Annotated in this window: 24 protein-coding genes; 3 read left to right on the top strand and 21 right to left on the bottom strand. The window is 62.6% G+C overall.

What is annotated here, in order from left to right:
* Positions 1-79: 79 nt before the first annotated feature.
* The 15 genes from ispG to trmJ all read right to left on the bottom strand — a co-directional run bounded on the left by ispG (position 80) and on the right by trmJ (position 13,991).
* Positions 80-1,195: a flavodoxin-dependent (E)-4-hydroxy-3-methylbut-2-enyl-diphosphate synthase gene (ispG, locus tag AB5Y72_RS04420; RefSeq protein ID WP_042076598.1), complete on the bottom strand. Its 1,116-nt coding sequence runs from the start codon at positions 1,193-1,195 to the stop codon at positions 80-82.
* A 10-nt stretch (positions 1,196-1,205) separates the two neighbouring features.
* Positions 1,206-2,135, bottom strand: a complete 930-nt coding sequence (locus tag AB5Y72_RS04415) for a RodZ domain-containing protein (RefSeq protein ID WP_209792669.1) — start codon at positions 2,133-2,135, stop codon at positions 1,206-1,208.
* Positions 2,125-2,916, bottom strand: coding sequence for a PilW family type IVa pilus biogenesis/stability lipoprotein TapF (gene tapF / locus AB5Y72_RS04410; protein WP_216990447.1), 792 nt, complete (start codon positions 2,914-2,916; stop codon positions 2,125-2,127). Before tapF ends, AB5Y72_RS04415 begins: the two co-directional genes overlap by 11 nt.
* A gap of 11 nt (positions 2,917-2,927) precedes the next feature.
* Positions 2,928-4,031: a bifunctional tRNA (adenosine(37)-C2)-methyltransferase TrmG/ribosomal RNA large subunit methyltransferase RlmN gene (locus AB5Y72_RS04405; RefSeq protein WP_042076601.1), complete on the bottom strand. Its 1,104-nt coding sequence runs from the start codon at positions 4,029-4,031 to the stop codon at positions 2,928-2,930.
* 166 nt (positions 4,032-4,197) lie between these two features.
* Positions 4,198-4,626, bottom strand: coding sequence for a nucleoside-diphosphate kinase (ndk, locus tag AB5Y72_RS04400; RefSeq protein WP_042076603.1), 429 nt, complete (start codon positions 4,624-4,626; stop codon positions 4,198-4,200).
* Between the two features lie 268 nt (positions 4,627-4,894).
* The gene (gene pepB, locus AB5Y72_RS04395; protein ID WP_325782950.1) at positions 4,895-6,187 is read right to left on the bottom strand and encodes an aminopeptidase PepB; all 1,293 of its coding nucleotides are present in this window, start codon (positions 6,185-6,187) and stop codon (positions 4,895-4,897) included.
* Positions 6,188-6,287: 100 nt separating this feature from the next.
* Positions 6,288-7,592 carry an aminopeptidase PepB gene (pepB, locus tag AB5Y72_RS04390; protein WP_368198632.1) on the bottom strand — a complete coding sequence of 435 codons (1,305 nt, stop codon included), beginning with the start codon at positions 7,590-7,592 and terminating at the stop codon, positions 6,288-6,290.
* 156 nt (positions 7,593-7,748) lie between these two features.
* Positions 7,749-8,087, bottom strand: a complete 339-nt coding sequence (gene fdx / locus AB5Y72_RS04385; RefSeq protein WP_042076608.1) for an ISC system 2Fe-2S type ferredoxin — start codon at positions 8,085-8,087, stop codon at positions 7,749-7,751.
* Between the two features lies 1 nt (position 8,088).
* Complete coding sequence (hscA, locus tag AB5Y72_RS04380; RefSeq protein ID WP_325782952.1) at positions 8,089-9,936, bottom strand: Fe-S protein assembly chaperone HscA; 1,848 nt, start codon at positions 9,934-9,936, stop codon at positions 8,089-8,091.
* A gap of 28 nt (positions 9,937-9,964) precedes the next feature.
* Entirely contained in the window at positions 9,965-10,483 is a 519-nt protein-coding gene (hscB, locus tag AB5Y72_RS04375) for a co-chaperone HscB (protein WP_042076613.1), read from the bottom strand.
* Positions 10,484-10,616: 133 nt separating this feature from the next.
* Positions 10,617-10,940, bottom strand: coding sequence for an iron-sulfur cluster assembly protein IscA (gene iscA / locus AB5Y72_RS04370; protein WP_042076614.1), 324 nt, complete (start codon positions 10,938-10,940; stop codon positions 10,617-10,619).
* Between the two features lie 14 nt (positions 10,941-10,954).
* Positions 10,955-11,338 carry a Fe-S cluster assembly scaffold IscU gene (gene iscU, locus AB5Y72_RS04365; protein WP_010675059.1) on the bottom strand — a complete coding sequence of 128 codons (384 nt, stop codon included), beginning with the start codon at positions 11,336-11,338 and terminating at the stop codon, positions 10,955-10,957.
* Between the two features lie 53 nt (positions 11,339-11,391).
* A complete protein-coding gene (locus AB5Y72_RS04360) occupies positions 11,392-12,606 on the bottom strand; it encodes an IscS subfamily cysteine desulfurase (RefSeq protein ID WP_325782953.1) in 1,215 nt (404 codons plus the stop codon).
* A 52-nt stretch (positions 12,607-12,658) separates the two neighbouring features.
* Positions 12,659-13,162, bottom strand: coding sequence for a Fe-S cluster assembly transcriptional regulator IscR (gene iscR, locus AB5Y72_RS04355; RefSeq protein WP_025327241.1), 504 nt, complete (start codon positions 13,160-13,162; stop codon positions 12,659-12,661).
* Between the two features lie 94 nt (positions 13,163-13,256).
* On the bottom strand, positions 13,257-13,991 hold the full coding sequence (trmJ, locus tag AB5Y72_RS04350; RefSeq protein WP_325782954.1) for a tRNA (cytosine(32)/uridine(32)-2'-O)-methyltransferase TrmJ: 735 nt from the start codon (positions 13,989-13,991) through the stop codon (positions 13,257-13,259).
* A gap of 181 nt (positions 13,992-14,172) precedes the next feature.
* Here trmJ and AB5Y72_RS04345 point away from each other — a divergent pair, with 181 nt between their 5' ends.
* Positions 14,173-14,583: a hypothetical protein gene (locus AB5Y72_RS04345; RefSeq protein ID WP_042076619.1), complete on the top strand. Its 411-nt coding sequence runs from the start codon at positions 14,173-14,175 to the stop codon at positions 14,581-14,583.
* Here the strand turns inward: AB5Y72_RS04345 and AB5Y72_RS04340 are convergent.
* On the bottom strand, positions 14,554-15,099 hold the full coding sequence (locus AB5Y72_RS04340) for an SCP2 domain-containing protein (RefSeq protein ID WP_368198631.1): 546 nt from the start codon (positions 15,097-15,099) through the stop codon (positions 14,554-14,556). The genes AB5Y72_RS04345 and AB5Y72_RS04340 overlap by 30 nt on opposite strands.
* Positions 15,100-15,263: 164 nt before the next feature.
* On the opposite strand from AB5Y72_RS04340, the gene AB5Y72_RS04335 reads away from it, so the two are divergent.
* Positions 15,264-16,259 carry a peptidase U32 family protein gene (locus AB5Y72_RS04335; RefSeq protein ID WP_325782956.1) on the top strand — a complete coding sequence of 332 codons (996 nt, stop codon included), beginning with the start codon at positions 15,264-15,266 and terminating at the stop codon, positions 16,257-16,259.
* Between the two features lie 12 nt (positions 16,260-16,271).
* Complete coding sequence (locus AB5Y72_RS04330) at positions 16,272-17,144, top strand: U32 family peptidase (RefSeq protein WP_325782957.1); 873 nt, start codon at positions 16,272-16,274, stop codon at positions 17,142-17,144.
* Positions 17,145-17,214: 70 nt separating this feature from the next.
* Here AB5Y72_RS04330 and nlpI read toward each other — a convergent pair whose 3' ends face one another.
* From nlpI to yajC, 5 genes are all read right to left on the bottom strand, one after another.
* Positions 17,215-18,147: a lipoprotein NlpI gene (nlpI, locus tag AB5Y72_RS04325; protein WP_280136285.1), complete on the bottom strand. Its 933-nt coding sequence runs from the start codon at positions 18,145-18,147 to the stop codon at positions 17,215-17,217.
* Positions 18,148-18,237: 90 nt separating this feature from the next.
* A complete protein-coding gene (locus tag AB5Y72_RS04320) occupies positions 18,238-18,606 on the bottom strand; it encodes a rhodanese-like domain-containing protein (RefSeq protein ID WP_042076660.1) in 369 nt (122 codons plus the stop codon).
* Between the two features lie 105 nt (positions 18,607-18,711).
* Entirely contained in the window at positions 18,712-19,659 is a 948-nt protein-coding gene (gene secF / locus AB5Y72_RS04315) for a protein translocase subunit SecF (RefSeq protein ID WP_042076626.1), read from the bottom strand.
* Positions 19,660-19,668: 9 nt separating this feature from the next.
* A complete protein-coding gene (gene secD, locus AB5Y72_RS04310; RefSeq protein WP_042076627.1) occupies positions 19,669-21,522 on the bottom strand; it encodes a protein translocase subunit SecD in 1,854 nt (617 codons plus the stop codon).
* 18 nt (positions 21,523-21,540) lie between these two features.
* A complete protein-coding gene (gene yajC / locus AB5Y72_RS04305; RefSeq protein ID WP_042076628.1) occupies positions 21,541-21,876 on the bottom strand; it encodes a preprotein translocase subunit YajC in 336 nt (111 codons plus the stop codon).
* Between the last annotated feature and the right edge of the window lie 7 nt (positions 21,877-21,883).

Raw genomic sequence — 21,883 nt, 5'->3', positions numbered from 1 at the left:
GGTAAAATCGGGTGCCCGGATGCGGGATTCAAAATCAATAACCTAAAGCCGGGGCCACCCCAGGTGGCCCCTTCATGGTTCAACCTTTGTCCACCTGGATCTGGTTGGCCGGATCCAGCATGGCCGCCCGGGCACGGATGCGTCGCTCCAGGGTCGGCACGAGATCCTTGTTATCGAGCCGGTCGACCCGCTGGCCCCCCTCGTAGAAGGCGCTCTTGTTGGCCGCACCGGCGAGGCCCAGATCGGAGACCAGCGCCTCCCCCGGGCCGTTCACCACGCAGCCGATGATGGAAACATCCATCGGGGTGATGATGTCTTCCAGCCGCTCTTCCAGGGCATTGACGGTGCCGATGACGTCGAACTCCTGACGGGAGCAGGAGGGACAGGCGATGAAGTTGATGCCGCGGGAGCGGATACGCAGGGATTTCAGAATGTCGAAGCCCACCTTCACCTCCTCCACCGGATCGGCGGCGAGCGAGATGCGCAGGGTGTCACCTATGCCCTCGCTCAGCAGCATGCCGAGGCCGATAGCGGACTTGACCGCACCGGCTCTGAAGCCGCCCGCTTCCGTGATACCCAGATGCAGGGGTTGATCGATCTGCTTCGCCAGCAGGCGATAGGCACCGACGGCGAGGAAGACGTCGGACGCCTTGACGCTCACCTTGAAGTTGTCGAAGTTGAGGCGATCCAGATAATCCACGTGGCGCATGGCCGATTCCAGCAGGGCCTCGGGAGTCGGCTCGCCGTACTTCTCCTGGAGATCTTTCTCCAGGGAGCCGCCGTTGACGCCGATGCGGATCGGGATGTTGTAGTGACGGGCGCAGTCGACCACGGCGCGCACCCGCTCCTCGTTACCGATGTTGCCCGGGTTGATGCGCAGGCAGTCGGCACCGTACTCGGCCACTTTCAGGGCGATGCGGTAGTCGAAGTGGATGTCGGCGACGATGGGAATGCGGGTCTGCTGCTTGATGAGCCGGAAGGCCTCCGCCGCCTCCATGGTGGGTACGGAGACCCGGACTATGTCGGCACCGACCCGCTCGATCCGCTGGATCTGCTCGACGGTGGCGGCCACGTCCGTAGTCTTGGTGTTGGTCATGGTCTGCACCGTGATGGGGGCATCGCCCCCGACCGGTACGTTGCCGACCATGATCTGCCTGGATTTGCGACGAACGATGGGAGATTCGTGTGCGGACATGGCGAACAGATTACTCCTGCGGCAGTGAGAAGCGGGCAGTTCGGCCGTTGTTGTAACGGCTCATGTCGAAGGACTTGCCCTGGTATTCGAGATTGACCGCCATGGGCGCGCCAATGATGAATTTGAGTGGCTCGGGTCCTTCCAGCACAAGCTCGTCGTTCGCCTTCTTCAGGCCGCTGAACAGGGTCTTGCCGTTGGCATCCTTGACATCCAGCCAGCAGTCGGCGGTGAAGCTCATCTTGAGCTGCGGCGCCTTGGCCGGCTCTGTGGTCGCGCTCTCGGCAGGGGACGCTGTCGCCACCGCGGCAGAGGCATCCGTCGTCACGGCGGCGCTGGGCGCGGCCACGGCGACCGGCACAGTGGCGACGGCATCGCTCACCGCAGGCGCGGTGGAGACGGCATCAGAGGTGGCGGGCAGCACGGGCGCGGCGACCTCGACCGCAGTCGGGACGGCGGCGCTCGGGGTGTTGTCGATGCCGCTCATCTCGGTGGCGGCCAGGGCCTCGTCACCGGCGGAGCGGCGCGCCGTGCTCTGCCACCACCAGGCGACGGAGAGGGCGATCAGCACCAGGATCACCAGCCAGGTCACCACCTTGAGCCGGCTGTCGTTGGCCTGCTGGCGGGAGCGGCGGGAGAAGCTCTGCATGTCGATGTTGTCGGGAGGCGTCAGTCCCAGCTTGTCGTAAGCGGCGAGGATTGTCTCCTCGGGAATGCCGACGAGCTTGGCATAGGCGCGCAGATAGCCACGAATGAAGGTGTGGGACGTGTGCTTGTCGTAGGTATCCGCCTCGATGGCGGCGATCAGGGTCAGACGAAGGTGAATGCGGGACGCAACCTGTTCCCGGGTCCAGCCGAGCTGTTCACGGGCGTTGCGCAGCAGCTGGCCTGGGCCCGCTGCCTGGGAGTCGTCTTGGAAATCGTGTGGCTGTTCAGTAGTCATTGGCTAAGTAACGCTTGGCTTGTTGCGAAGTGGGATATTGCCTTACCAGCTCAGTCCCGAATTGGTGAAGTAATGCCGGTTTGTCCATGGCCTGGGCCAGCCGCAGCCGGAGCCAGAGGCTCTCCTCGTTTTCCTCCGCCACTTCGGCAAAGCGAACGAGGTAAGACTGAACATCAGGCAGCTTGCCATCTTTCATGGAAAGCTCCGCCATGTCCAGCAATAACCTAGGATTGCGGGGATTATACCCCAAGGCCAGGCGATAATACTCACTCGCCTTGTCATTTCTGTGATTTTGCATCGAGCAGAGCGCCGCATTCTCGTAGGTATCGGCGATTTTCACGTAATCGGGCTGGCTGACCGCCTGCAGGAAGGCTCTCTCCGCCTCCTCGAAACGACCGCGATTGCAGAGGAAGGCGCCGTAGTTGTTCATCGCGTCAGCATTGGTCGGGTCCATGGCCAGCGCTTTCTTGTAGTTCTCCTCGGCCGCCTTGAAATCCGACACCTGTTGGTAGAAATAGGCGAAACCGATATAGACCTGAGGGTTGCCGGGATCGTACTGGAGGGCGCGGTCGAGGTTGAATTTGGCCTGCTCGGCATTGCCCTGACGCAGGTACTGGATCCCCAGATCGAGGCGAGTCTGGGCGGCGGCCTTGAGATCGGGACCCACCTCGCGCTGGGTCGAATTCTGCCCGGCATAGGTGGTCTCGGTGACACAGCCTGGCAGCGCGCAGAGCGCTGCCACTACGATCAATGTACGGATATCCATTTCCTGTCTATACAATGGCTTAGGAGTTAAACCATTTTGACGGAAATCCCATCCTGTTGCATCCGATTTTTCATGGTGCGCTTGGTGCGGTCGATCACCTCCCCCACCAGCTGGCCGCAGGCGGCGTCGATGTCATCGCCGCGGGTCTTGCGCACTATGACGGTCAGGCCGTATTCCATCAGCACCTTGGAGAAGCGGTCGATGCGGCTGTTGCTCGGCTTGCCGAACGGGTTGCCCGGGAAGGGGTTGAACGGGATCAGGTTGATCTTGCAAGGGGTTTCCTTGAGTACCTTGGCCAGTTCATGGGCATGCTGCATGTCGTCGTTGATGTGATCGAGCAGCACATACTCCACGGTGACCCGACCGCCGTTGGCGTTGGACTTGGCCAGATAGCGGCGCACCCCGGCAAGGAAGGACTCGATGTTGTACTTGTCGTTGATCGGCATGATCTCGGAACGCAGCTTGTCGTTCGGCGCATGCAGGGAGATGGCCAGGGCCACGTCGATCTGATCCCCCAGCATGTCCAGTGCCGGCACCACCCCGGAGGTGGAGAGGGTGACGCGGCGCTTGGAGATGCTGAAACCGAAGTCGTCCATCATCAGCTTCATGGCCGGCACCACGTTGGCCAGGTTCAGCAGCGGCTCGCCCATGCCCATCATCACCACGTTGGTGATGGGACGCTTGCCGCCCACCACTTTGGCGGCACGCCACACCTGGCCGATAATCTCGGAGACTTTCAGGTTACGGTTGAACCCTTGCTGGGCGGTGGAGCAGAAGGTACAAGCCAGGGCGCAGCCTACCTGGGAGGATACGCACAGGGTAGCGCGGTCCGCTTCCGGAATGTAGACGGTCTCCACTTCCTGATCGCCGACCTGCAGGGCCCACTTGATGGTGCCATCCGCGGAGCGCTGCTCGCGGCTGATCTCGGGGGCACGGATCTCGGCGATGGCCTTGAGCCGCTCGCGCAGCGCCTTGTTGACGTTGCTCATCTGATCGAAATCATCACAACCGAAGTGATAGATCCACTTCATTATCTGGTCTGCCCGGAACGGCTTCTCGCCCAACTCGACGAAGAAGGCACGCATGGCATCCCGGTCGAGATCCAGCAGGTTGGTTTTTGTTTCGCTCATCAGGGGCCTCAGCTCACACACTTCATAAATTATCGGCTGACCTACGTCAGGGGGCGGCATTGTACAAATAATGGGTCCGGCTTTCCACCTGGAGAATAAGAGGTTATTGGGCGGAGGGCCAAAAAACAAAAGGGAGCCGAGGCTCCCTTGGTCACACCTGACAATATCAGCCGCGCGGGCAGATCTCGTCGTCGGAGAAGAAGTAGGCGATTTCACGGGCGGCAGAGGCCGGGGCATCGGAGCCGTGGACGGCGTTGCGATCGATGCTCTCAGCGTAGCAGGCGCGCAGGGTACCGGCCAGGGCCTCTTTCGGGTTGGTGGCGCCCATGATTTCACGGTGGCGGCGGATGGCGTCTTCCCCTTCCAGCACTTGCACCATGACGGGACCCGAGGTCATGAAACCGACCAGAGCATCATAGAAAGGCTTGCCCTGGTGCTCGGCGTAGAAACCGGCGGCCTGCTCGCTGCTCAGGTGCAGCATCTTGGCGGCAACCACTTTCAGACCCGCGCTCTCGAAGCGGCTGTAAATGGCACCAATCAGGTTCTTGCTGACCGCATCCGGCTTGACGATGGAGAAGGTACGTTCGATAGCCATTGAGTTCTTTCCTTAACTACAGAGTTTTATTGTAGGAATCCATGTTCGGCGGCGATTATACGTAAACAAAAAACGAAATAACACACAAAAAATCAACTTTTTGTTAAACAAAAGAATCCTTGAAACAACATGGTGACTCATCTTGTACCGGGGCGTTAAGAAAAAATGTGCGCTTGCGCACGATCATCATGCTAATGCCTCAAAACGCCATCAATTGCTCACCAAACCAGCAGTTGTGAGAAGGGCACCCTGGGGTGCCCTTCCGCCGTCAGGTGGCCGAACGCGTCTCCGCCAGCAGGGCGTGCGCTATGGTGCGCATTCCCAGGGTGTTGGCCCCGGGGGCCCAGAAATTGTCACCGTTCTCGCTGAAGCAGGCGGCCAGATCCACGTGCAACCAGCCCCTCCCCTCATTGGGGACGAAGCGGGAGAGGAAGCCCGCCGCGTTGGAGGCCCCCCCCGGTCCGCCGCCCGGCACGGGGCGGCTGTTGGCGGTGTCGGCATAGTGGGACGGGCACTGCTGGCGGTGCCAGGGTTCCAGCGGCAGGGGCCAGGCCGGCTCCTGCTCCGCATCCGAATAGGCCATGGCGCGGCTCACCAGCCCCTTGTCCAGACCGAACAGGGCATTGTAGCGCCCCCCCAGCGCCATCACGGCCGCGCCAGTGAGCGTGGCGGCGTCGATGATGAGGGGGGCACCGGACTCCCCGGCAAGCTGCAGACCGTCCGCCAGCACCAGCCGCCCCTCGGCGTCGGTGTTGACTATCTCCACCGTGGTGCCGTTCTTGTAGGTGAGGATGTCACCCAGCTTGTAGGCATGACCGGAGACCAGGTTCTCGGCGCAGCAGAGGATGAGTTTCACCCGCTTGTCGAGGCCGCGCAGAATCGCCAGCGCCAGGGCGCCGGTCACGATGGCGGCGCCCCCCATGTCGTGCTTCATGGTGAGCATGCCCTGGGAGGTCTTCATGGAGTAGCCGCCGGAGTCGAAGGTGATCCCCTTGCCCACCAGGGCCGCGGCCACGGGGGCCTTGGGGTCACCGCAAGGGTTGAAGTCCAGCTCCAGCATCACGGGCTCGCGCTCGCTGCCACGGCCGACCTGATAGAGACCGACCCAGCCGGCCTGTTGCAGCGCCTCTCCCTTGAGGATGCGATGGCTGATCTTGTCCGGCGCCAGCTCGGTGAGGAAGGCGGCGGCTTCCACCGCCAGCTCCAGCGGCCCCAGCTGCTCCGGGGTGGCATTGGTCATCTCCCGCACCCAGCGCCCGCACAGCCAGCGCGCCTCCAGCTCCTCCCTGTCCTCCTCGGACGAGGTGGCCCACTGCAGCACCACCTCCGCCTTGGGCGTCTGCAGCCCCTGGGCGAAGGCCCACTGCTGCTCGCGCTCCCAGTGGCCGGCCAGGACTACCTGCTGGATCCCCTGGCTGCACAGGCGCCGCGCCGCCTGCTGGATGTCCAGCAGTGGAGTGGCGGTCACCAGGTGGATCACCATACCATCGGCGCGGTGGGAGATCAGCGCCCCCTCGCCCCACTCGGGGGCGGCAAATTCACGGCTCAGCCAGACGTTCATGCCGCCACCTCCGCAAGCCAGCGGGTCATCATGGATGCGCAGGCCTGGCCTGCTGGCATCTGGTGCACTTCACGGCTCCACTCGTGATTCAAACAGATCTTCATTTAGCCACCTCCTGCAGCCAGCGGGCTATGGTGCGCAGGCCATGGCCCTTGGCACCGGTCGCCCAGAGATCGTTGCCGGACTTCTGATAGGAGGCAGCCAGATCCAGGTGTACCCAGCCTTTGCCCTCGTCACGCACGAAGCGCGACAGGAAGGCGGCGGCCGTGGTGGCGCCGGCGGTGCCTTCGGCGGAGGCCACGTTGCCCAGATCGGCGAAGGCCGAGGTGAGCTGGCCCGCGTGCCAGGACTCGAGCGGCAGGGGCCAGGCCTTCTCGTGCTCGGCACGGGCGGCGGCGAGGGCGCGCACCTGCTCTGCCTCATCCAGGGCGAAGACGGCGTTGTAGTCCCGGCCCAGCGCCGTCTTGGCGGCGCCGGTCAGGGTGGCCGCGTCGAGGATATGGGCGGCGCCGCTCTCGCTCGCGGCCAGCAGACCGTCCGCCAGCACCAGGCGACCCTCAGCGTCGGTGTTCTGGATCTCCACCGAGATGCCGTTGCGATAGGTCAGGATGTCGCCGAGCTTGAAGGCGTGGCCGGAGACCAGGTTTTCCGCACAGCAGAGGATGAGCTTGACCCGCTTGTCGAGGCCCCGGCTGATGGCCAGCGCCAGGGCACCGGTCACCATGGCGGCTCCCCCCATGTCGGACTTCATCGGCAGCATGTTGTCGGAGGACTTCATGGAGTAGCCGCCGGAGTCGAAGGTGATCCCCTTGCCCACCAGGGCCGCCACCACGGGAGCGTTGGCATCCCCGGTCGGGTTGTAGTCGAGCTCCAGCAGCACGGGCTCGCGCTCGCTGCCGCGCCCCACCGACCAGATCCCGATATGGCCGGATTCGCGCAGGGCCTCCCCGGCGGTGATGCGGGCAGTCACCCTGTCACCGGCGAGGCTGCGGATGAGCAGCAGGGCGGACTCCGCCAGGCTCATGGGGTAGATGGCCTCCGGGCAACCGTTGGTCACCTCGCGCACCCAGTGGGTCGCCTTGAGCAGGGCCGCCAGCTCGCCGGCCTCCTGGCCGTTCTGCTCGCCGAAATCGAGCTCGCGCACGCCCTTGGCGGCATAGAAGCCCTGGGCAAAGGCGTAACGACGTTCCAGATCCCACCCTTCTCCGACCAGTCTGACCTGCTTGATGCCGGTCGACTCGAGCCGACGCGCCGCACGCTGGACGGTGCGCAGCACGTCCTGCTCCTGAAGGACGCCGCCCAGATGGATCAGGGCCTGGTCACCACTGAAACTGAGTTGGGCCCCCTCCCCCCAGACGGCAGCGGCAACCTGGGTGGATAACTGTACGTTCATCATGTCAGCCATGTTCTCTTGCTTCCTTTTTATTGGCACTTCATCAACGAATAGGGAAATCACGGGCACAAAAAAGGCCGCGCCCTCAAGGGTCACGGCCTTCACCATATCACTACTTCACCGCCGAGTGCTGCATGCGCATTTCACTCATGTGTAATCAGGCGGCCGTCAGTGGCGTTCGGAGGCAAGGTTGATGGTGTATTTTGGCAGCTCCACCACCAGGTCCTCGTCCGCCAGCCTGGCCTGGCAGCTGAGACGGGATTCCGGCTCCAGTCCCCACGCCTTGTCCAGCATGTCGTCCTCCAGCTCGTCGCTCGGCTCGAGGGAATCGAAGCCTTCGCGCACTATGCAATGGCAGGTGGTACAGGCGCAGGACTTCTCGCAGGCGTGCTCGATCTCGATGCCGTTGCGCAGGGCCACATCCAGAATGGTCTCGCCGCTCGCACCTTCGAGGGCCGCGCCGTCAGGACAGAGCTCGGGATGGGGCAGAATAATCAGTTTTGGCATATCACACCTTGTTGACGTTTTGTCCGGTCAGCACCTTGCGGATGGAGGCGTCCATCCGGCGGGCTGCAAATTCGCCACTGGCGGCATCCGCCGCCTCGATGGCCGCTTTGATTTGATCGGTTGTTCCCGCGTTACGCATGGTCAGCAGATGGGCGATGGCAGCATCAATCTCGGCCCGCTCGGCGGCGTTCAGCAGCGCCTCGCCATCGGCGGCCAGGGCGGCATTGAGGCTCTCGACCACCCGATCGGCTTCCACCTGCTGCTCCGCCAGCATGCGGGCATCCATGTCCTGCTGGGCGTTGGCGATGGAGGCGCTCAGCATGCTGAGGATGTCCTCCTCCGCCAAGCCATAGGAGGGCTTGACCTGGATCTCGGCCTGCACGCCGGAGGATTTTTCCATGGCGCTGACCGACAGGAGACCGTCCGCATCCACCTGGAAGGTGACGCGAATGTGGGCCGCCCCCGCCGCCATGGGCGGAATGCCGGTCAGGGTGAAGCGGGCCAGGGAGCGGCAATCCGCCACCAGCTCGCGCTCCCCCTGCACCACGTGGATCGCCATGGCAGTCTGGCCATCCTTGAAGGTGGTGAACTCCTGGGCGCGGGCCACCGGAATGGTGGTGTTGCGCGGGATCACCTTCTCGGCAAGACCGCCCATGGTCTCAAGCCCCAGGGAGAGCGGGATCACGTCCAGCAACAGCATCTCGGCATCGGGCTTGTTGCCAACCAGAATGTCGGCCTGGATAGCGGCACCGATGGCCACCACCTTGTCCGGGTCGATGCTGGTGAGCGGCGGACGCTGGAAGAAGTCCCCCACCAGCTCGCGCACCAGGGGCACCCGGGTCGAGCCGCCGACCATCACCACCTCCAGCACCTCCTCCTGTTCAAGGCCGGCGTCGCGCAGTGCGCGGCGACAGGCCAGCAGGGTGCGCTTGACCAGGGGGGTAATGAGGGCGTCAAACTGGCTGCGGGTCACAGTGCCCTGCCAACCGGCGAAGGCGCAAGGGACGCAGTCTGCATCGGTCAGGCCGTGCTTGACGCTGGCGGCCAGGTCCAGCAGCTCGCGCTGGGTGCGGGCGTCGAGTTGGCCGGACAAACCGGCTTGTTCTTTCAGCCAGTCCGCCAGCAGGTGATCGAAGTCATCGCCGCCCAAGGCGGAATCACCGCCGGTGGCCATCACCTCGAACACGCCGCGATGCAGGCGCAGGATGGAGATATCGAAGGTGCCGCCACCGAGATCATAGACGGCGATCACCCCTTCCTGACCGGAGTCGAGGCCGTAGGCGATGGCCGCGGCAGTGGGTTCGTTCAGCAGGCGCAGCACGTGCAGGCCGGCCAGGCGGGCCGCGTCCTTGGTGCCCTGGCGCTGGGCGTCGTCGAAATAGGCGGGCACAGTGATGACCACGCCGTCGAGATCGCCCCCCAGGGTACGGGCGCCGCGCTCGGCCAGGGCTTTGAGGATCTCGGCCGAGACCTGCACCGGGTTGACCAGCCCCTGGCGGGTCTGCAACTGGGGCATGCCGTTGTCGGCGGCCACGAATTCATAGGGTTGCTGACGGGTATCCATGTCCGCCAACGCCTTGCCCATCATCCGCTTGACCGAGACGATGGTGTTGTGGGGATCGAGGGCGGCTTCACGCTTGGCATCGAAGCCGACACGAATGGCTGCATCCTGGTAGTGCACCACCGAAGGCAGCAGGAAACGCCCCTGCTCGTCGCAGAGGGTATCGGCCTGGCCGCTGCGCACGGCGGCAACCAGGGAGTTGGTGGTGCCGAGATCGATGCCGACGGCCCGTTTATGCTGATGAGGCGCGGCGCTCTGGCCTGGCTCGGCGATTTGCAGTAATGCCATGGGTAATCACAATTCCTGCGTTAGAGGGTCAAGACTCGAACAGCGAGTCTTCGAATCGTTCCAGCTCCTCGAGGAGCTTGTCGACAAACTTGAGCTTGCGGACGCAATCCGCGGCGATCAGATCCTCACCCGAGGTGAGAGCCTGGGTCAGCCGTTGCATCAGAGACTGGTGATCATGCCTGATCTCGCGACGAAAATCTTGGATCGCCCCCTCAGGATCCGCCTCTCCTTTCAGCTCGGCCAGGCGTTCACGCCACTCCAGCTGCTGCATCAGGAAGACCGGATCTTGCAGCGTCTGCTGTTCGCCACGCAGTTCGGTACCGCGCAGGGAGAGCAGGTATTCGGCTCGGCGCAGGGGCGCCTTGAGGGTGGTGAAGGCATCGTTGATCTGGGCGGCACGCTGCACCGCAGCCAACTGCTCCCGTTCGGGGGCGGTGGCAAAACGATCGGGGTGGAACCGGGCTTGCAACTGACGGTAGGTGTCAGCCAACTGGCGAGTATCGAGCTCGAAGCCCTCTGCCAGCCCGAACAGCTCGAAATGATTCATCGTACGTCCTCAGACAATACCGCTGGTACCGCAATCACACTCGTCTTGAAGAGAGCGGTGGCATGAGCGGGCGCCCATGCCACCGTGTTGATGAGCAAGGCATCAGGCACTGACACCTGGCCGTCAGGCCCGCCTACACGCTGAAACTTTCGCCACAACCGCATTCGCCTTTCGCATTCGGGTTGTTGAACTGGAAACCCTCGTTGAGGCCTTCCTTCACGAAGTCCAGCTCGGTGCCATCCAGGTGGATCAGGCTCTTGGCATCCACGATGATCTTGACACCTTTCTGCTCGAACACCTGATCCTCGGCGGCCAGCTCATCCACGAACTCGAGCACATAGGCAAGGCCCGAACAGCCGGTCGTCTTGACGCCGAGGCGCAGGCCTATGCCCTTGCCCCGGTTGGTCATGAAGGAGGAAACCCGTGCCGCTGCGGCATCTGTCATGGTTATGGCCATACTGCTCTCCGGACTTAAAGACCTTTCTTCTGCTTGTAATCGGCGATGGCGGCCTTGATGGCATCCTCCGCCAGGATGGAGCAGTGGATCTTCACCGGCGGCAGCGCCAGCTCTTCGGCGATGTCGGTGTTCTTGATGCCGGCCGCTTCGTCCAGGGTCTTGCCCTTGACCCACTCGGTCACCAGGGAGCTGGAGGCGATGGCGGAGCCGCAGCCGTAGGTCTTGAATTTGGCATCTTCGATGATGCCGTCGTCGCTGATCTTCAGCTGCAGCTTCATCACGTCGCCGCAGGCCGGCGCACCGACCATGCCGGTGGCGACGCTGGGGTCATTCTTGTCGAACCCACCGACGTTGCGGGGATTCTCGTAGTGGTCGATTACTTTTTCACTGTAAGCCATATCTAACTCCTGCTAATTCCGTTGTTCACCAAACACTTGCCAATTGGCAAGGATCAGTGATGTGCCCATTCGACCGTGTTCAGATCGACGCCGTCCTTGAACATCTCCCACAGGGGGGACATCTCGCGCAGACGACCGATGGAGTCGCAGATGAGCTTGATTGCGTAGTCGATTTCCTCTTCCGTGGTGAAGCGGCCGATGCTGAAACGGATGGAGCTGTGTGCCAGCTCGTCGTTCAGGCCCAGGGCGCGCAGCACGTAGGAAGGCTCCAGGCTGGCAGAGGTACAGGCCGAGCCGGAAGAGACCGCCAGATCCTTGAGCGCCATGATGAGGGATTCCCCTTCCACGTAGGCGAAGCTGACGTTCAGGTTGCCCGGCACACGGTGGTCCAGATCCCCGTTGATGTAGACTTCTTCGATGTTCTTGATGCCATTCCACAGGCGCTGACGCAGGGCCATGATGTGCTGGCTCTCGCCCGCCATCTCTTCCTTGGCAATGCGGAAGGCTTCGCCCATGCCGACGATCTGGTGGGTCGGCAGGGTACCGGAGCGCATGCCGCGCTCGTGGCCGCCACCGTGCATCTGGGCTTCCAGGCGTACACGGGGCTTGCGACGCACGTACAGGGCACCGATCCCTTTCGGGCCGTACACCTTGTGGGCGGACATGGAGAGCAGGTCGACCTTGAGTGCTTCGACGTCCACCGGGATCTTGCCCACGCTCTGGACGGCGTCCACGTGCAGCAGGATCTTGCGGGAGCGGCACAGTTCGCCGATGGCGGCGATGTCCTGTACCACGCCGATCTCGTTGTTGACGTGCATGATGCTGACCAGGATGGTGTCATCGCGCAGGGCCCCTTCGATCTGTTCCAGCGTGAACAGGCCGTTGGGCATGGGCTCGAGGTAGGTCACCTCATAGCCTTCGCGCTCCAGCTGGCGGCAGGTATCCAGAACGGCCTTGTGTTCGGTCTTGGAGGTGACGATGTGCTTGCCCTTGCCTGCGTAGAAGTGGGCGATGCCCTTGATGGCCAGGTTGTTGGACTCGGTCGCGCCGGAGGTGAAGACGATCTCGCGCGGGTCGGCACCGATCAGCTCTGCCACTTGATTACGGGCCAGATCCACCGCCTCTTCGGCCTGCCAGCCGAAACGGTGGGAACGGGAGGCAGGATTGCCAAACAGGCCGTCCATGGTGAGGCACTGCATCATTTTTTCTGCGACACGCGGGTCCACCGGACAGGTTGCCGAATAATCAAGGTAAATAGGCAGTTTCATCTTTTTCTCCGTTACGACGGGGTCACACAGCGACTCGTCGTGGAAAGCACGTTTATAGTTGGACTTTCAAGCTCACATCACCGCGTTCCGCCCGGTCAACCAGGGACAACACGGTCTTCATTTGTTCATCTTGCTTGCCGGCAATGCGGCGCACGTCGGCCTGACCGACCAGCTCGGCCAGGGTGATGTCCCCCAGGAAGCTGGAGATGCGCTCGCTCAGATCGCGCCACAGGGAGTGGGTCAGGCACTGGGTACCGCCGTGGCAGCCCCCTTTGCCGAGACACTTGGTGGCGTCCACCGACTCATCGACCGCGGTGATCACCTGACCGACCGAGATCTCGCCGGGGGCCAGACCGAGGCGATAACCACCGCCCGGGCCGCGTACGCTGCTCACCAGACCATGCTTGCGCAGACGGGCAAACAGCTGTTCCAGATAGGACAAGGAGATGCCCTGGCGCTCTGAAATATCGGCGAGGGGAACGGGCCCCTGCTCTGCATGCAACGCCACGTCGAGCATGGCTGTCACTGCGTAACGTCCTTTTGAGGTCAGTCTCATATGCCTTACCGTCTAGCAAACCAATCAATATAAGGCACATGGTCACATACCCGACTAAATCAGTCAAGTATATGCTTGAGTAAATCAGTCGGGATTAATCCTGCGGCCTGGGTTTCTGGACCGAGGTGAGGATGCCGCGCAGGATATTCAACTCGGCGGCTTCCGGCCGTGCCCGATTGAACAGGCGGCGCAGCTTGCTCATCACGTGACCGGGGTGGTCATCGGCAATGAAGCCCGTCTTTTGCAGCGTCTGCTCCAGGTGTTGATAGAAGCCTTCCAGTTGAAGGGCGCTGGGATAGTCCACCCGCTCCGCGTCCGATTCCGACGAAACCTGCTCCCGCACCGCCAGCCAGCGCATCCGCACCTCGTAGCAGAGGGTCTGCACCGCCATGGCCAGATTTAGCGAGCTGTACTCCGGGTTGGCCGGAATGGCCACGTGGTAGTGACACTTCTGCAGCTCGTCGTTGGTGAGGCCGGTGCGCTCGCGGCCGAACACCAGCGCCACAGGATGCTGCATGCCCTCGGCAACCAGCTTCTCGCCCGCTTCGCGGGGATCCAGCATGGGCCAGCTCAGGGTGCGGGAGCGGGCACTGGTACCGATCACCAGGCCGCAGTCGGCGATGGCCTCATCCAGCGTCGACACGATACGGGCGCCGGCCAGGATGTCGCTGGCTCCCGCCGCCAGGGCGACGGCCTCCTCGTCTGGCAAGGCTTGCGGATCGACCAGTACCAGCTGGGTCAGCCCCATGGTCTTCATGGCCCGCGCCGCGGATCCCATGTTGCCGGTGTGAGAGGTGTTTACCAACACGATACGAATCTGATCCAACATGCCCAGTCAATCTTCAGTCAAAAATGGCGCGCAATTGTAACATAACCAATCGCTATTTTGGCACCGCTTCTGGCCCTGCATTTCAGAACAAAAAAGGCTCTTCGTATAACCAACCGGCCTTAGAGAGGAGATCCCACGGGCTAACCTTAACAGGATGGAGCCGCAGTCACGGAGCCCGCCCATGCTTCCTCCCTGGATCTACGAACAGTTGCCGCAGGCTTATCTGCTTCTGGCCGCCCTGCTCTGGCTCTTGGCCCACTCTCCCCTGCTCTGGCTCGCGGCCGCCCTGCTCTTCGTGGTGGGGGCTCTCATCTGGATGATGCGATCCAATTACAGGCGCACCGATCTGGTCATCTTTCCGGCCAAGCGCTGGCTGCAACCAGAATGGTTCTATGAGGCGCAGCCCTTTCTGTGGCTGGCGCTGGGACTGACGCTGCTGCGCCTGCCGGACACCACGCCGCTGCTGGCACTGCTTCCCTGCCTCTGGGGCTGCCGCTGTCTGTGGGCACGGCGCCTTCACCGCCACCATGCCAGAGGCCTGGCCAGGCAACTGAAACGCGGCTCAGACCGCAGGCGCCGGCTCCCGCACTGATTGTCCGTCGGCACGGACGCGCTCTATCAGGCTCGCCAGATCCATCAGGGGATACTTCATCAACCCCAGCCCGTCGAGATCCAGGCTGTCCATCAGGTTTTTCACCTCCAGACCCAGCTCGGTATCCCCCTCGATCTTCAGCCTGCGCTGGAAGAAGAGGGAATCGGGGTCTTCCTTGCGTCCGGCAATCAGGATGAGATCCTGGCTATTGCCACTGAAGCAGACATGGGGTCGCTCGCACTGGCGAGCCACCACCAGCTTCCCGTCCCATTCGCTGATAAACCAGCAGAGATCGAGATCCGTCACCTCGACCTTGAGCCACTTGCCCGCCAGGAACGCGAAGTCCCCATCCGCAATGGCCTCTCTGAAAACCTGTGCCAGCAGGGCTTCCATCAGGTTCTGCTGCAGGGTGAAGGGCACCAGCCTGAGGGGGCGGCGCAAGAGACGGGGGGCCTGTTCGACCAGGTGGCGTTGCAGTTGTTGAAACACGATAAACTCCCAGTTTTTTTTGCGCATTCAAGCACAGCCCCTTCATCAAGATCCTGTTGAAAATCAAACTTGTGCCCACTTACCTCGAGAAGGGTAAAGCCACCTAAAGCTGCCTCAGGTCAAAAAGTGGGGACGCAAGCATGAATACAATCGGGCCACTTTTGCATTTTTGCCCTCTCGGAGCGTACCCGATGGAATTACTCTGCCCGGCAGGCAGCCTGCCGGCACTGAAGACAGCCGTGGATAACGGGGCCGATGCCGTCTATATCGGCTTCAAGGATGACACCAATGCCCGCCACTTCGCCGGTCTCAACTTCACCGACAGCAAGCTGGAAAAAGCGGTCGACTACGTGCACCAGCATGGCCGCAAGCTGCACATCGCCATCAACACCTTCGCCCACCCGGGCTCCGACGCCCGCTGGAAACAGGCGGTGGACAAGGGCGCCGCGCTGGGCGCCGATGCCCTGATCATCGCCGATCTCGCCGTGCTCGATTACGCCAGCCGCCGCCATCCCGACATGGAGCTGCATGTCTCGGTCCAGGCCAGCGCCACCAATGCCGCCGCCATCCGCTTCTACCAGCAGCATTTCAACGTCGGCCGGGTGGTGTTGCCGCGGGTGCTCTCCATGCACCAGGTCAGGCAGCTCGCCCGCGAGACCGACGTCGGCCTTGAGGTCTTCGCCTTCGGCAGCCTCTGCATCATGGCGGAGGGGCGCTGCTACCTCTCCTCCTACATGACGGGTGAGAGCCCCAATACCGTCGGCGCCTGCTCCCCCGCCAAGTTCGTGCGCTGGAATGAGACCCATGAGGGTCTCGAGTCGCGGCTCAACGAGGTGCTGATCGATCGCTACGGCCGGGGCGAGAACGCCGGCTACCCGACTTTGTGCAAGGGGCGTTTCGAGGTGGATGGCCAGACCTATCACGCCCTGGAGGAGCCCACCAGCCTCAACACCCTCGGCCTCTTGCCCGAGCTGTGCCAGACCGGGATCCAGTCGGTCAAGATAGAGGGGCGCCAACGCAGCCCCGCCTACGTGGAGCAGGTAACCCGGGTCTGGCGCGCCGCCATCGACGCCTATCAGGCCAACCCGGACGCCTACCAGGTCAAGGGCGAGTGGGATGCCCAGCTCGCCCGCGTCTCCGAGGGGAGTCAGACCACCCTCGGCGCCTACCATCGCCAGTGGCAATAAGGAGCCCTGCCCATGAAATTCTCTCTCGGCCCCCTGCTCTTCTACTGGCCCAAGGCCGACACCCAGGCCTTCTACGAGGCCGCGGCCCAGAGCCAGGCCGACATCGTCTATCTGGGGGAGACGGTGTGCAGCAAGCGCCGCGAACTCAAGGTGGATGACTGGATTGCCCTGGCTCGCCAGGTGGCGAGTTCGGGCAAGCAGACGGTGCTCTCCACCCTGGCGCTGATCTCGGCCCCGTCGGAGCTCAGGGAGGTCAAGCGACTGGTGGACAACGGCTCCTTGCTGATCGAGGCCAACGATCTCGGCACAGTCCAGCTCGCCCGTGAAGCCGGCCTGCCGTTCGTCTGCGGCCCGGCCATCAACGCCTACAACGCCGAGGTGCTGCGCCTGCTGCTTAAAAATGGCATGCAGCGCTGGGTGATGCCGGTGGAACTCTCCCGGGACTGGCTGGTGCAGCTTGCGCAGGATCTGGGCAAGGAGCGCCAGCAGTTCGAGGTGGAGGTATTCGCCTACGGCCACCTGCCGCTCGCCTACTCGGCGCGCTGCTTCACCGCCCGCTCCCTCGACAAGCCCAAGGACAACTGCGAGCTCGCCTGCATCCACTACCCCACCGGCCGGCTGGCCAACAGCCGCGAGGGGCAGAAGGTGTTCAACCTCAACGGCATCCAGACCCAGTCCGGCTACTGCTACAACCTCGGCAACGAGCTTGCGGGCATGGACGGCCTGGTGGACGTGGTGCGTCTCTCCCCCGAGGGGATGGAGACCCTGGAGATGCTGGCCCGCTTCAAGGCCAATCAGCACGGCCAGGCACCGCTTCCCCTGCAGCAGGAGCGGGACTGCAACGGCTACTGGCGCCAGATCCCGGGCATGAGCCTGGTGGAATAAACCGGCGCCCAGACCGCAGACAGCAAAAAGGCCTCGCAATGAGGCCTTTTTCACAGGGGTGACAGATGTATCACGCCTTGCCGCTCTTGCCCTGGGCACCCGGCGGCAGGGGCTTGCGCGCCATCAGCTCCAGCTCCAACAGGGCATAGCGGTGCTCGATGAAGTCATAGACGTTGTTGGCGAGCGCCAGCTTGAAGTAGCTGATGGCCTCCTTGCGGTTGCCCTTGGCCAGCTCGAACTTGCCCAGGTAGAAGTAGGTCTCGCACAGGCGCTCGGCAAGCTCCCGGTTGTCCTTGACCCCCTTCACCACGTTGCTCATCAACTGGGTGGCATTGATCTCGCCGGTATAGAGGCGCACCAGATCCCAATTCCAGGCGTCGTCGTCATATTTGTTGAGCCGCTCGCGCATCCTGCTCATGGCCGCCGGCCCGTTGAGCTTCTGCTCGGCCAGGTAGAGCCAGAGCACCCGGTAGGGATCTTCCGGCTGCGCCTCGTAGAAGCGCTTCATGTCGGCCGTGGCCAGCTCGGGGCGGTTGCCGTAATAGAGGGCGATCCCCCGGTTCAGATAGGCGTAGTCGTAATCCGGGGCCAGCTCCAGCGCCGAGTCGAACGCCTCGTAGGCCTCGTCATAGTTCTGCTGCTGCACCAGATAGACGCCGATGAAGTTGTAGGCCTCGGCAAAGTCGGGCTTCTCCCGCAGGGCGCGGTTGAAGTCGAGCCGTGCGAGGGAGCGCAGGCCCACCCGGTCAAACACCACGGCGCGCTCATAGAAGAGTTCGGCCCGCTGTTCTGTCGTCAATTCCATTTCACTGAGCATCTGCCCGAGTCGCGCCAGCGCCAACTCGCTCTGGTAGGAGACCTGCAAGGGGGTCGCCAATACCAGTGAAGCGGGTTGCGGCTTGGGAACTTGAGGCGCTTGTACCTGACTGCTACTGCTGCAACCCCACATGGGGAGCAACAACAGGATACCCGTGAGGTATCCAATCCCTATCCTGACGTTCAATGAACACTCCGACGCTTACGCTTGACCCCGCATATGGTAAAGATCACGGGGCCGTTTGTCATGTGGCGCAACCCCTATCCCTCAAATAAATCAGGATTCGACAGGGTATCCGGCCTCGCTCCAGCCACGAAAGCCTCCATCGACGCTGACGACCCGGGAATACCCCATCTTCTGCAGGTTTTCCGCCACCAGAATGGAGCGAAATCCCCCACCACAATAGAGGTAGAGCTCGGTGTCAGGGTCCGGATAGCGCGTCTCTATGTCCCGCTCTATCACCCCGCGGCCAAGGTACTCGGCCCCCGGCAGATGGCCCCTGGCCCATTCGCTCTCCTCGCGCACGTCGACGAGGTGAAAGGCGCGGCCCTCGTCCTGCCAGCGCTTGATCTGGTGCACGTCTGTCTCCTTGACCCGGGGGCGGATGGCCTCGACCAGTGCCAGAAAACGGGGATTGTGCTGCATGCCTTGCTCCTTGTGTTGATTGATGCCACTCATCTTGCTCATGGTGAGAGCATCATGGCGCAGTCCGGCCATAAGAGAAAGGGCGCCTTGCGGCGCCCTTGTCTGTTACGGCAGGATCTCTTGCTGATCCGCCCCCTCTTTTTCCACCTGGGTCGGCAGCATGTGCTCCCGCTTGACCCCGAGGTACATGGCGGAGGCGCTCGCCACATAGATGGAGGAGTAGGTCCCGAAGGCCACCCCGATCACCATGGCGATGGAGAAACCGTGGATGAGCGGCCCGCCCTTGAGCAAGAGCGCCACCACCACCACGAAGGTCAGACCGGAGGTGATGATGGTCCGGCTCAGGGTCTCGGTCATGGAGAGATCCATGATTTCGGCGGTATCCCCGCGGCGTACCTTGCGGAAATTCTCCCGCACCCGGTCGAACACCACTATGGTGTCGTTCAGGGAGTAACCCACCAGCGTCATCAGCGCCGCCAGCACGGTCAGATCGAACTCGTACTGGAAGTAGGCGAAGATGCCGAGGGTGATGATGACGTCGTGGGCCAGGGAGAGGATGCCCCCCGTGGCCAGACGCCACTCGAAGCGCACCGCCACGTAGATCAGGATACAGAGGATGGAGGCCAGCATGGCCAGGGCACCGTCGGTCGCCAGCTCGTCACCCACGGAGGGGCCGACGAACTCGACGCGCTTGAGCACGGCGTCCTGGTCGATGAGCTTGGCCGCCGCCAGCACCTCGTTGCCCTGCTGCTCCACCTTGATCCCCTCTTTCGGGGCCATGCGCACCAGCACGTCGCGGCTGGAGCCGAAGAATTGCAGGGTCGCCCCCTCAATCTTCTGCTGATCCAGCGCCTCGTGCATCTTGTCCAGGCTCACCGACTGCTGGAACCCCACCTCTATGGTGGTGCCACCGGTGAAGTCCAGGCCCCAGTTCAGGCCGCGATCGAACAGGATGTAGAGGGCGAACACCGTCACCAGCGCAGAGAAGACCATACCCAGCTTGGCGAAGCGCATGAAGGGGATGGGCTTTTCAAAATGCAGAATTTGAAACATGTCTCTTCCTTAGATCGGCAGCTTGTCGATGCGCCGTCCGCCCCAGGCCAGGTTGATGATGGCGCGGGATACCGTGATGGCGGTAAACATGGAGGCGGTCAGACCGATCCCGAGCGTCAGGGCGAAGCCCTTGATGGCGCCGGTGCCGATACCGAACAGGATCACGCAGGTGATGAGCGAGGTGACGTTCGAGTCGGCGATGGTCGAGAAGGCGCGGTCAAAGCCCATGTGAATGGCTTGCTGCACCCCGCGACCGTTGCGGATCTCTTCACGAATGCGCTCGTAGATCAACACGTTCGCATCCACCGCCATGCCCAGCGTCAGGACGATACCGGCGATGCCCGGCAGGGTCATGGTGGCCCCCGGGATCATCGACATGATGCCGACGATGAGCACCAGGTTCATGGTCAGCGCCAGGTTGGCGACCCAGCCGAAGGCACGGTAGTAGATCCCCATGAACAGCACGATCACCAGCATGGCCCAGCCGATGGCTTCCATGCCGCTGTCGATGTTCTGCTGACCCAGGCTCGGACCTATGGTGCGCTCTTCCACGATCTGGATCGGGGCGATCAGGGCACCGGCACGCAGCAGCAGCGCCAGGTTGTGGGCTTCGTTGGCGTTGTCGATGCCGGTGATGCGGAACTGGCTGCCCAGGCGCGACTGGATGGTCGCGACGTTGATCACCTCTTCCTGCTTGCGGAACTTGCGCTTGCCGTCCGGACCCGGCTGACCCACAGGCTTGTACTCGATGAAGACGGTGGCCATGCCCTTGCCGACGTTGTCCTTGGTAAAGTTGGCCATCTTGTTGCCACCCTGGCCATCGAGCTTGATGTTGACCTGGGGGCGGCTGTACTCATCGAAACCGGACTGGGCACCCACGATGTGGTCACCGGTCAGGATCACGCGCTTGTGCAGCACCACGGGGCGTCCGTTGCGATCGTTGTAGACCTTGGAGCTCGGCGGCACCCGGCCACTGGCGGCGGCCTGGATGTCGGCGGCCTCGTCGACCATGTGGAACTCCAGGGTCGCGGTGGCGCCCAGGATCTCCTTGGCACGGGCGGTGTCCTGAATCCCCGGCAGCTCCACCACGATGCGCTCGGCACCCTGCTGCTGGACCAGCGGCTCGGCCACCCCCAGCTCGTTCACCCGGTTGCGGATGATGGTGATGTTCTGCTCGAGGGCGTACTTCTTCACTTCCTTGATCTTGGCTTCGCTCAGGCTGGCCAGCAGGATGAAGTCATCCCCTTTCTGTTCGCCGGTGAAGACAAGATCCGGATTCTGACGGCGCAGATGGGAGATCGCCTTGGCCTGATCGGCCTCGTCACGGAACACCACCTGCACCTGATCGCCGACCCGGCGCACGCCGGAGTAACGGATCTTCTGGGTACGCAGCTCGGAGCGGAAATCCTGCACCATCTGCTCCTGCTGCTTGGCCAGCGCCTCGGCCATGTCCACTTCCATCAGGAAGTGCACGCCGCCACGAAGGTCCAGACCGAGCTTGAGGGGAGCGGCGCCGATGGCTTCGAGCCAGGCCGGGGTGGAGGGCGCCAGGTTGAGGGCCGTGATGAAGTTGTCCCCCAGCTTGTTGGCCACGATGTCGCGGGCCTTGAGCTGGTCTTCGGTGTTGTTGAAACGGATCAGGATGAAGCCGTGTTCGAACGCCGCATGCTTGACCGGGATCCGGGCCGCCTCGAGCGTCTCCTTCACCAAGTCAAGGGTGTCGAGCTTGACTTCGGCACCACGGCTGGCAGAGACCTGGAGGGCCGGGTCTTCGCCGTAAAGATTGGGGGCTGCATATAGAAAACCGATGGCGATCACCACGATCACCATCAGGTATTTCCACAGCGGATAGCGATTTAACACGCTGTGCTCCTCGGGAGATTAGAGGGACTGGATAGAACCCTTGGGCAGAACGGCAGAGACGAAGTCACGCTTGATGGTGACCTGGGTCTGATCGTTCAGGGCCAGCACAATGTAGTCGCTGTCGGCGGAGACCTTGGCGATCTTGCCGACCAGGCCACCGGAAGTGAGCACTTCGTCGCCCTTGGTCAGGGAGCTCATCAGGTTGCGATGCTCCTTGGCGCGTTTGGCCTGGGGACGGTAGATCATGAAGTAGAAGATGAGACCGAACACGGCCAGCATGATGATCATTTCCATGCCACCACCCTGTGCCGCCGGAGCCGCGCCTTCTGCATACGCCTTGGAGATAATGCTCATTTAACAA

It is taken from the genome of Aeromonas sp. R7-4, assembly GCF_040908055.1.
Classification (GTDB): domain Bacteria; phylum Pseudomonadota; class Gammaproteobacteria; order Enterobacterales; family Aeromonadaceae; genus Aeromonas; species Aeromonas sanarellii.
The sequence above is the reverse complement of the archived record's forward strand: the minus strand, read 5'-3'. Positions and strand labels throughout refer to the sequence as shown.

Bases quoted from the DNA above. Each gene is read 5' to 3' on its own strand.
- ispG (WP_042076598.1), bottom strand. From the start codon at position 1,195: ATGTCCGCACACGAATCTCCCATCGTTCGTCGCAAATCCAGGCAGATC.
- AB5Y72_RS04415 (WP_209792669.1), bottom strand. From the start codon at position 2,135: ATGACTACTGAACAGCCACACGATTTCCAAGACGACTCCCAGGCAGCG.
- AB5Y72_RS04405 (WP_042076601.1), bottom strand. From the start codon at position 4,031: ATGAGCGAAACAAAAACCAACCTGCTGGATCTCGACCGGGATGCCATG.
- ndk (WP_042076603.1), bottom strand. From the start codon at position 4,626: ATGGCTATCGAACGTACCTTCTCCATCGTCAAGCCGGATGCGGTCAGC.
- pepB (WP_325782950.1), bottom strand. From the start codon at position 6,187: ATGAACGTCTGGCTGAGCCGTGAATTTGCCGCCCCCGAGTGGGGCGAG.
- pepB (WP_368198632.1), bottom strand. From the start codon at position 7,592: ATGGCTGACATGATGAACGTACAGTTATCCACCCAGGTTGCCGCTGCC.
- fdx (WP_042076608.1), bottom strand. From the start codon at position 8,087: ATGCCAAAACTGATTATTCTGCCCCATCCCGAGCTCTGTCCTGACGGC.
- hscA (WP_325782952.1), bottom strand. From the start codon at position 9,936: ATGGCATTACTGCAAATCGCCGAGCCAGGCCAGAGCGCCGCGCCTCAT.
- hscB (WP_042076613.1), bottom strand. From the start codon at position 10,483: ATGAATCATTTCGAGCTGTTCGGGCTGGCAGAGGGCTTCGAGCTCGAT.
- iscA (WP_042076614.1), bottom strand. From the start codon at position 10,940: ATGGCCATAACCATGACAGATGCCGCAGCGGCACGGGTTTCCTCCTTC.
- iscU (WP_010675059.1), bottom strand. From the start codon at position 11,338: ATGGCTTACAGTGAAAAAGTAATCGACCACTACGAGAATCCCCGCAAC.
- AB5Y72_RS04360 (WP_325782953.1), bottom strand. From the start codon at position 12,606: ATGAAACTGCCTATTTACCTTGATTATTCGGCAACCTGTCCGGTGGAC.
- iscR (WP_025327241.1), bottom strand. From the start codon at position 13,162: ATGAGACTGACCTCAAAAGGACGTTACGCAGTGACAGCCATGCTCGAC.
- trmJ (WP_325782954.1), bottom strand. From the start codon at position 13,991: ATGTTGGATCAGATTCGTATCGTGTTGGTAAACACCTCTCACACCGGC.
- AB5Y72_RS04345 (WP_042076619.1), top strand. From the start codon at position 14,173: ATGCTTCCTCCCTGGATCTACGAACAGTTGCCGCAGGCTTATCTGCTT.
- AB5Y72_RS04340 (WP_368198631.1), bottom strand. From the start codon at position 15,099: ATGCGCAAAAAAAACTGGGAGTTTATCGTGTTTCAACAACTGCAACGC.
- AB5Y72_RS04335 (WP_325782956.1), top strand. From the start codon at position 15,264: ATGGAATTACTCTGCCCGGCAGGCAGCCTGCCGGCACTGAAGACAGCC.
- AB5Y72_RS04330 (WP_325782957.1), top strand. From the start codon at position 16,272: ATGAAATTCTCTCTCGGCCCCCTGCTCTTCTACTGGCCCAAGGCCGAC.
- AB5Y72_RS04320 (WP_042076660.1), bottom strand. From the start codon at position 18,606: ATGCAGCACAATCCCCGTTTTCTGGCACTGGTCGAGGCCATCCGCCCC.
- secF (WP_042076626.1), bottom strand. From the start codon at position 19,659: ATGTTTCAAATTCTGCATTTTGAAAAGCCCATCCCCTTCATGCGCTTC.
- yajC (WP_042076628.1), bottom strand. From the start codon at position 21,876: ATGAGCATTATCTCCAAGGCGTATGCAGAAGGCGCGGCTCCGGCGGCA.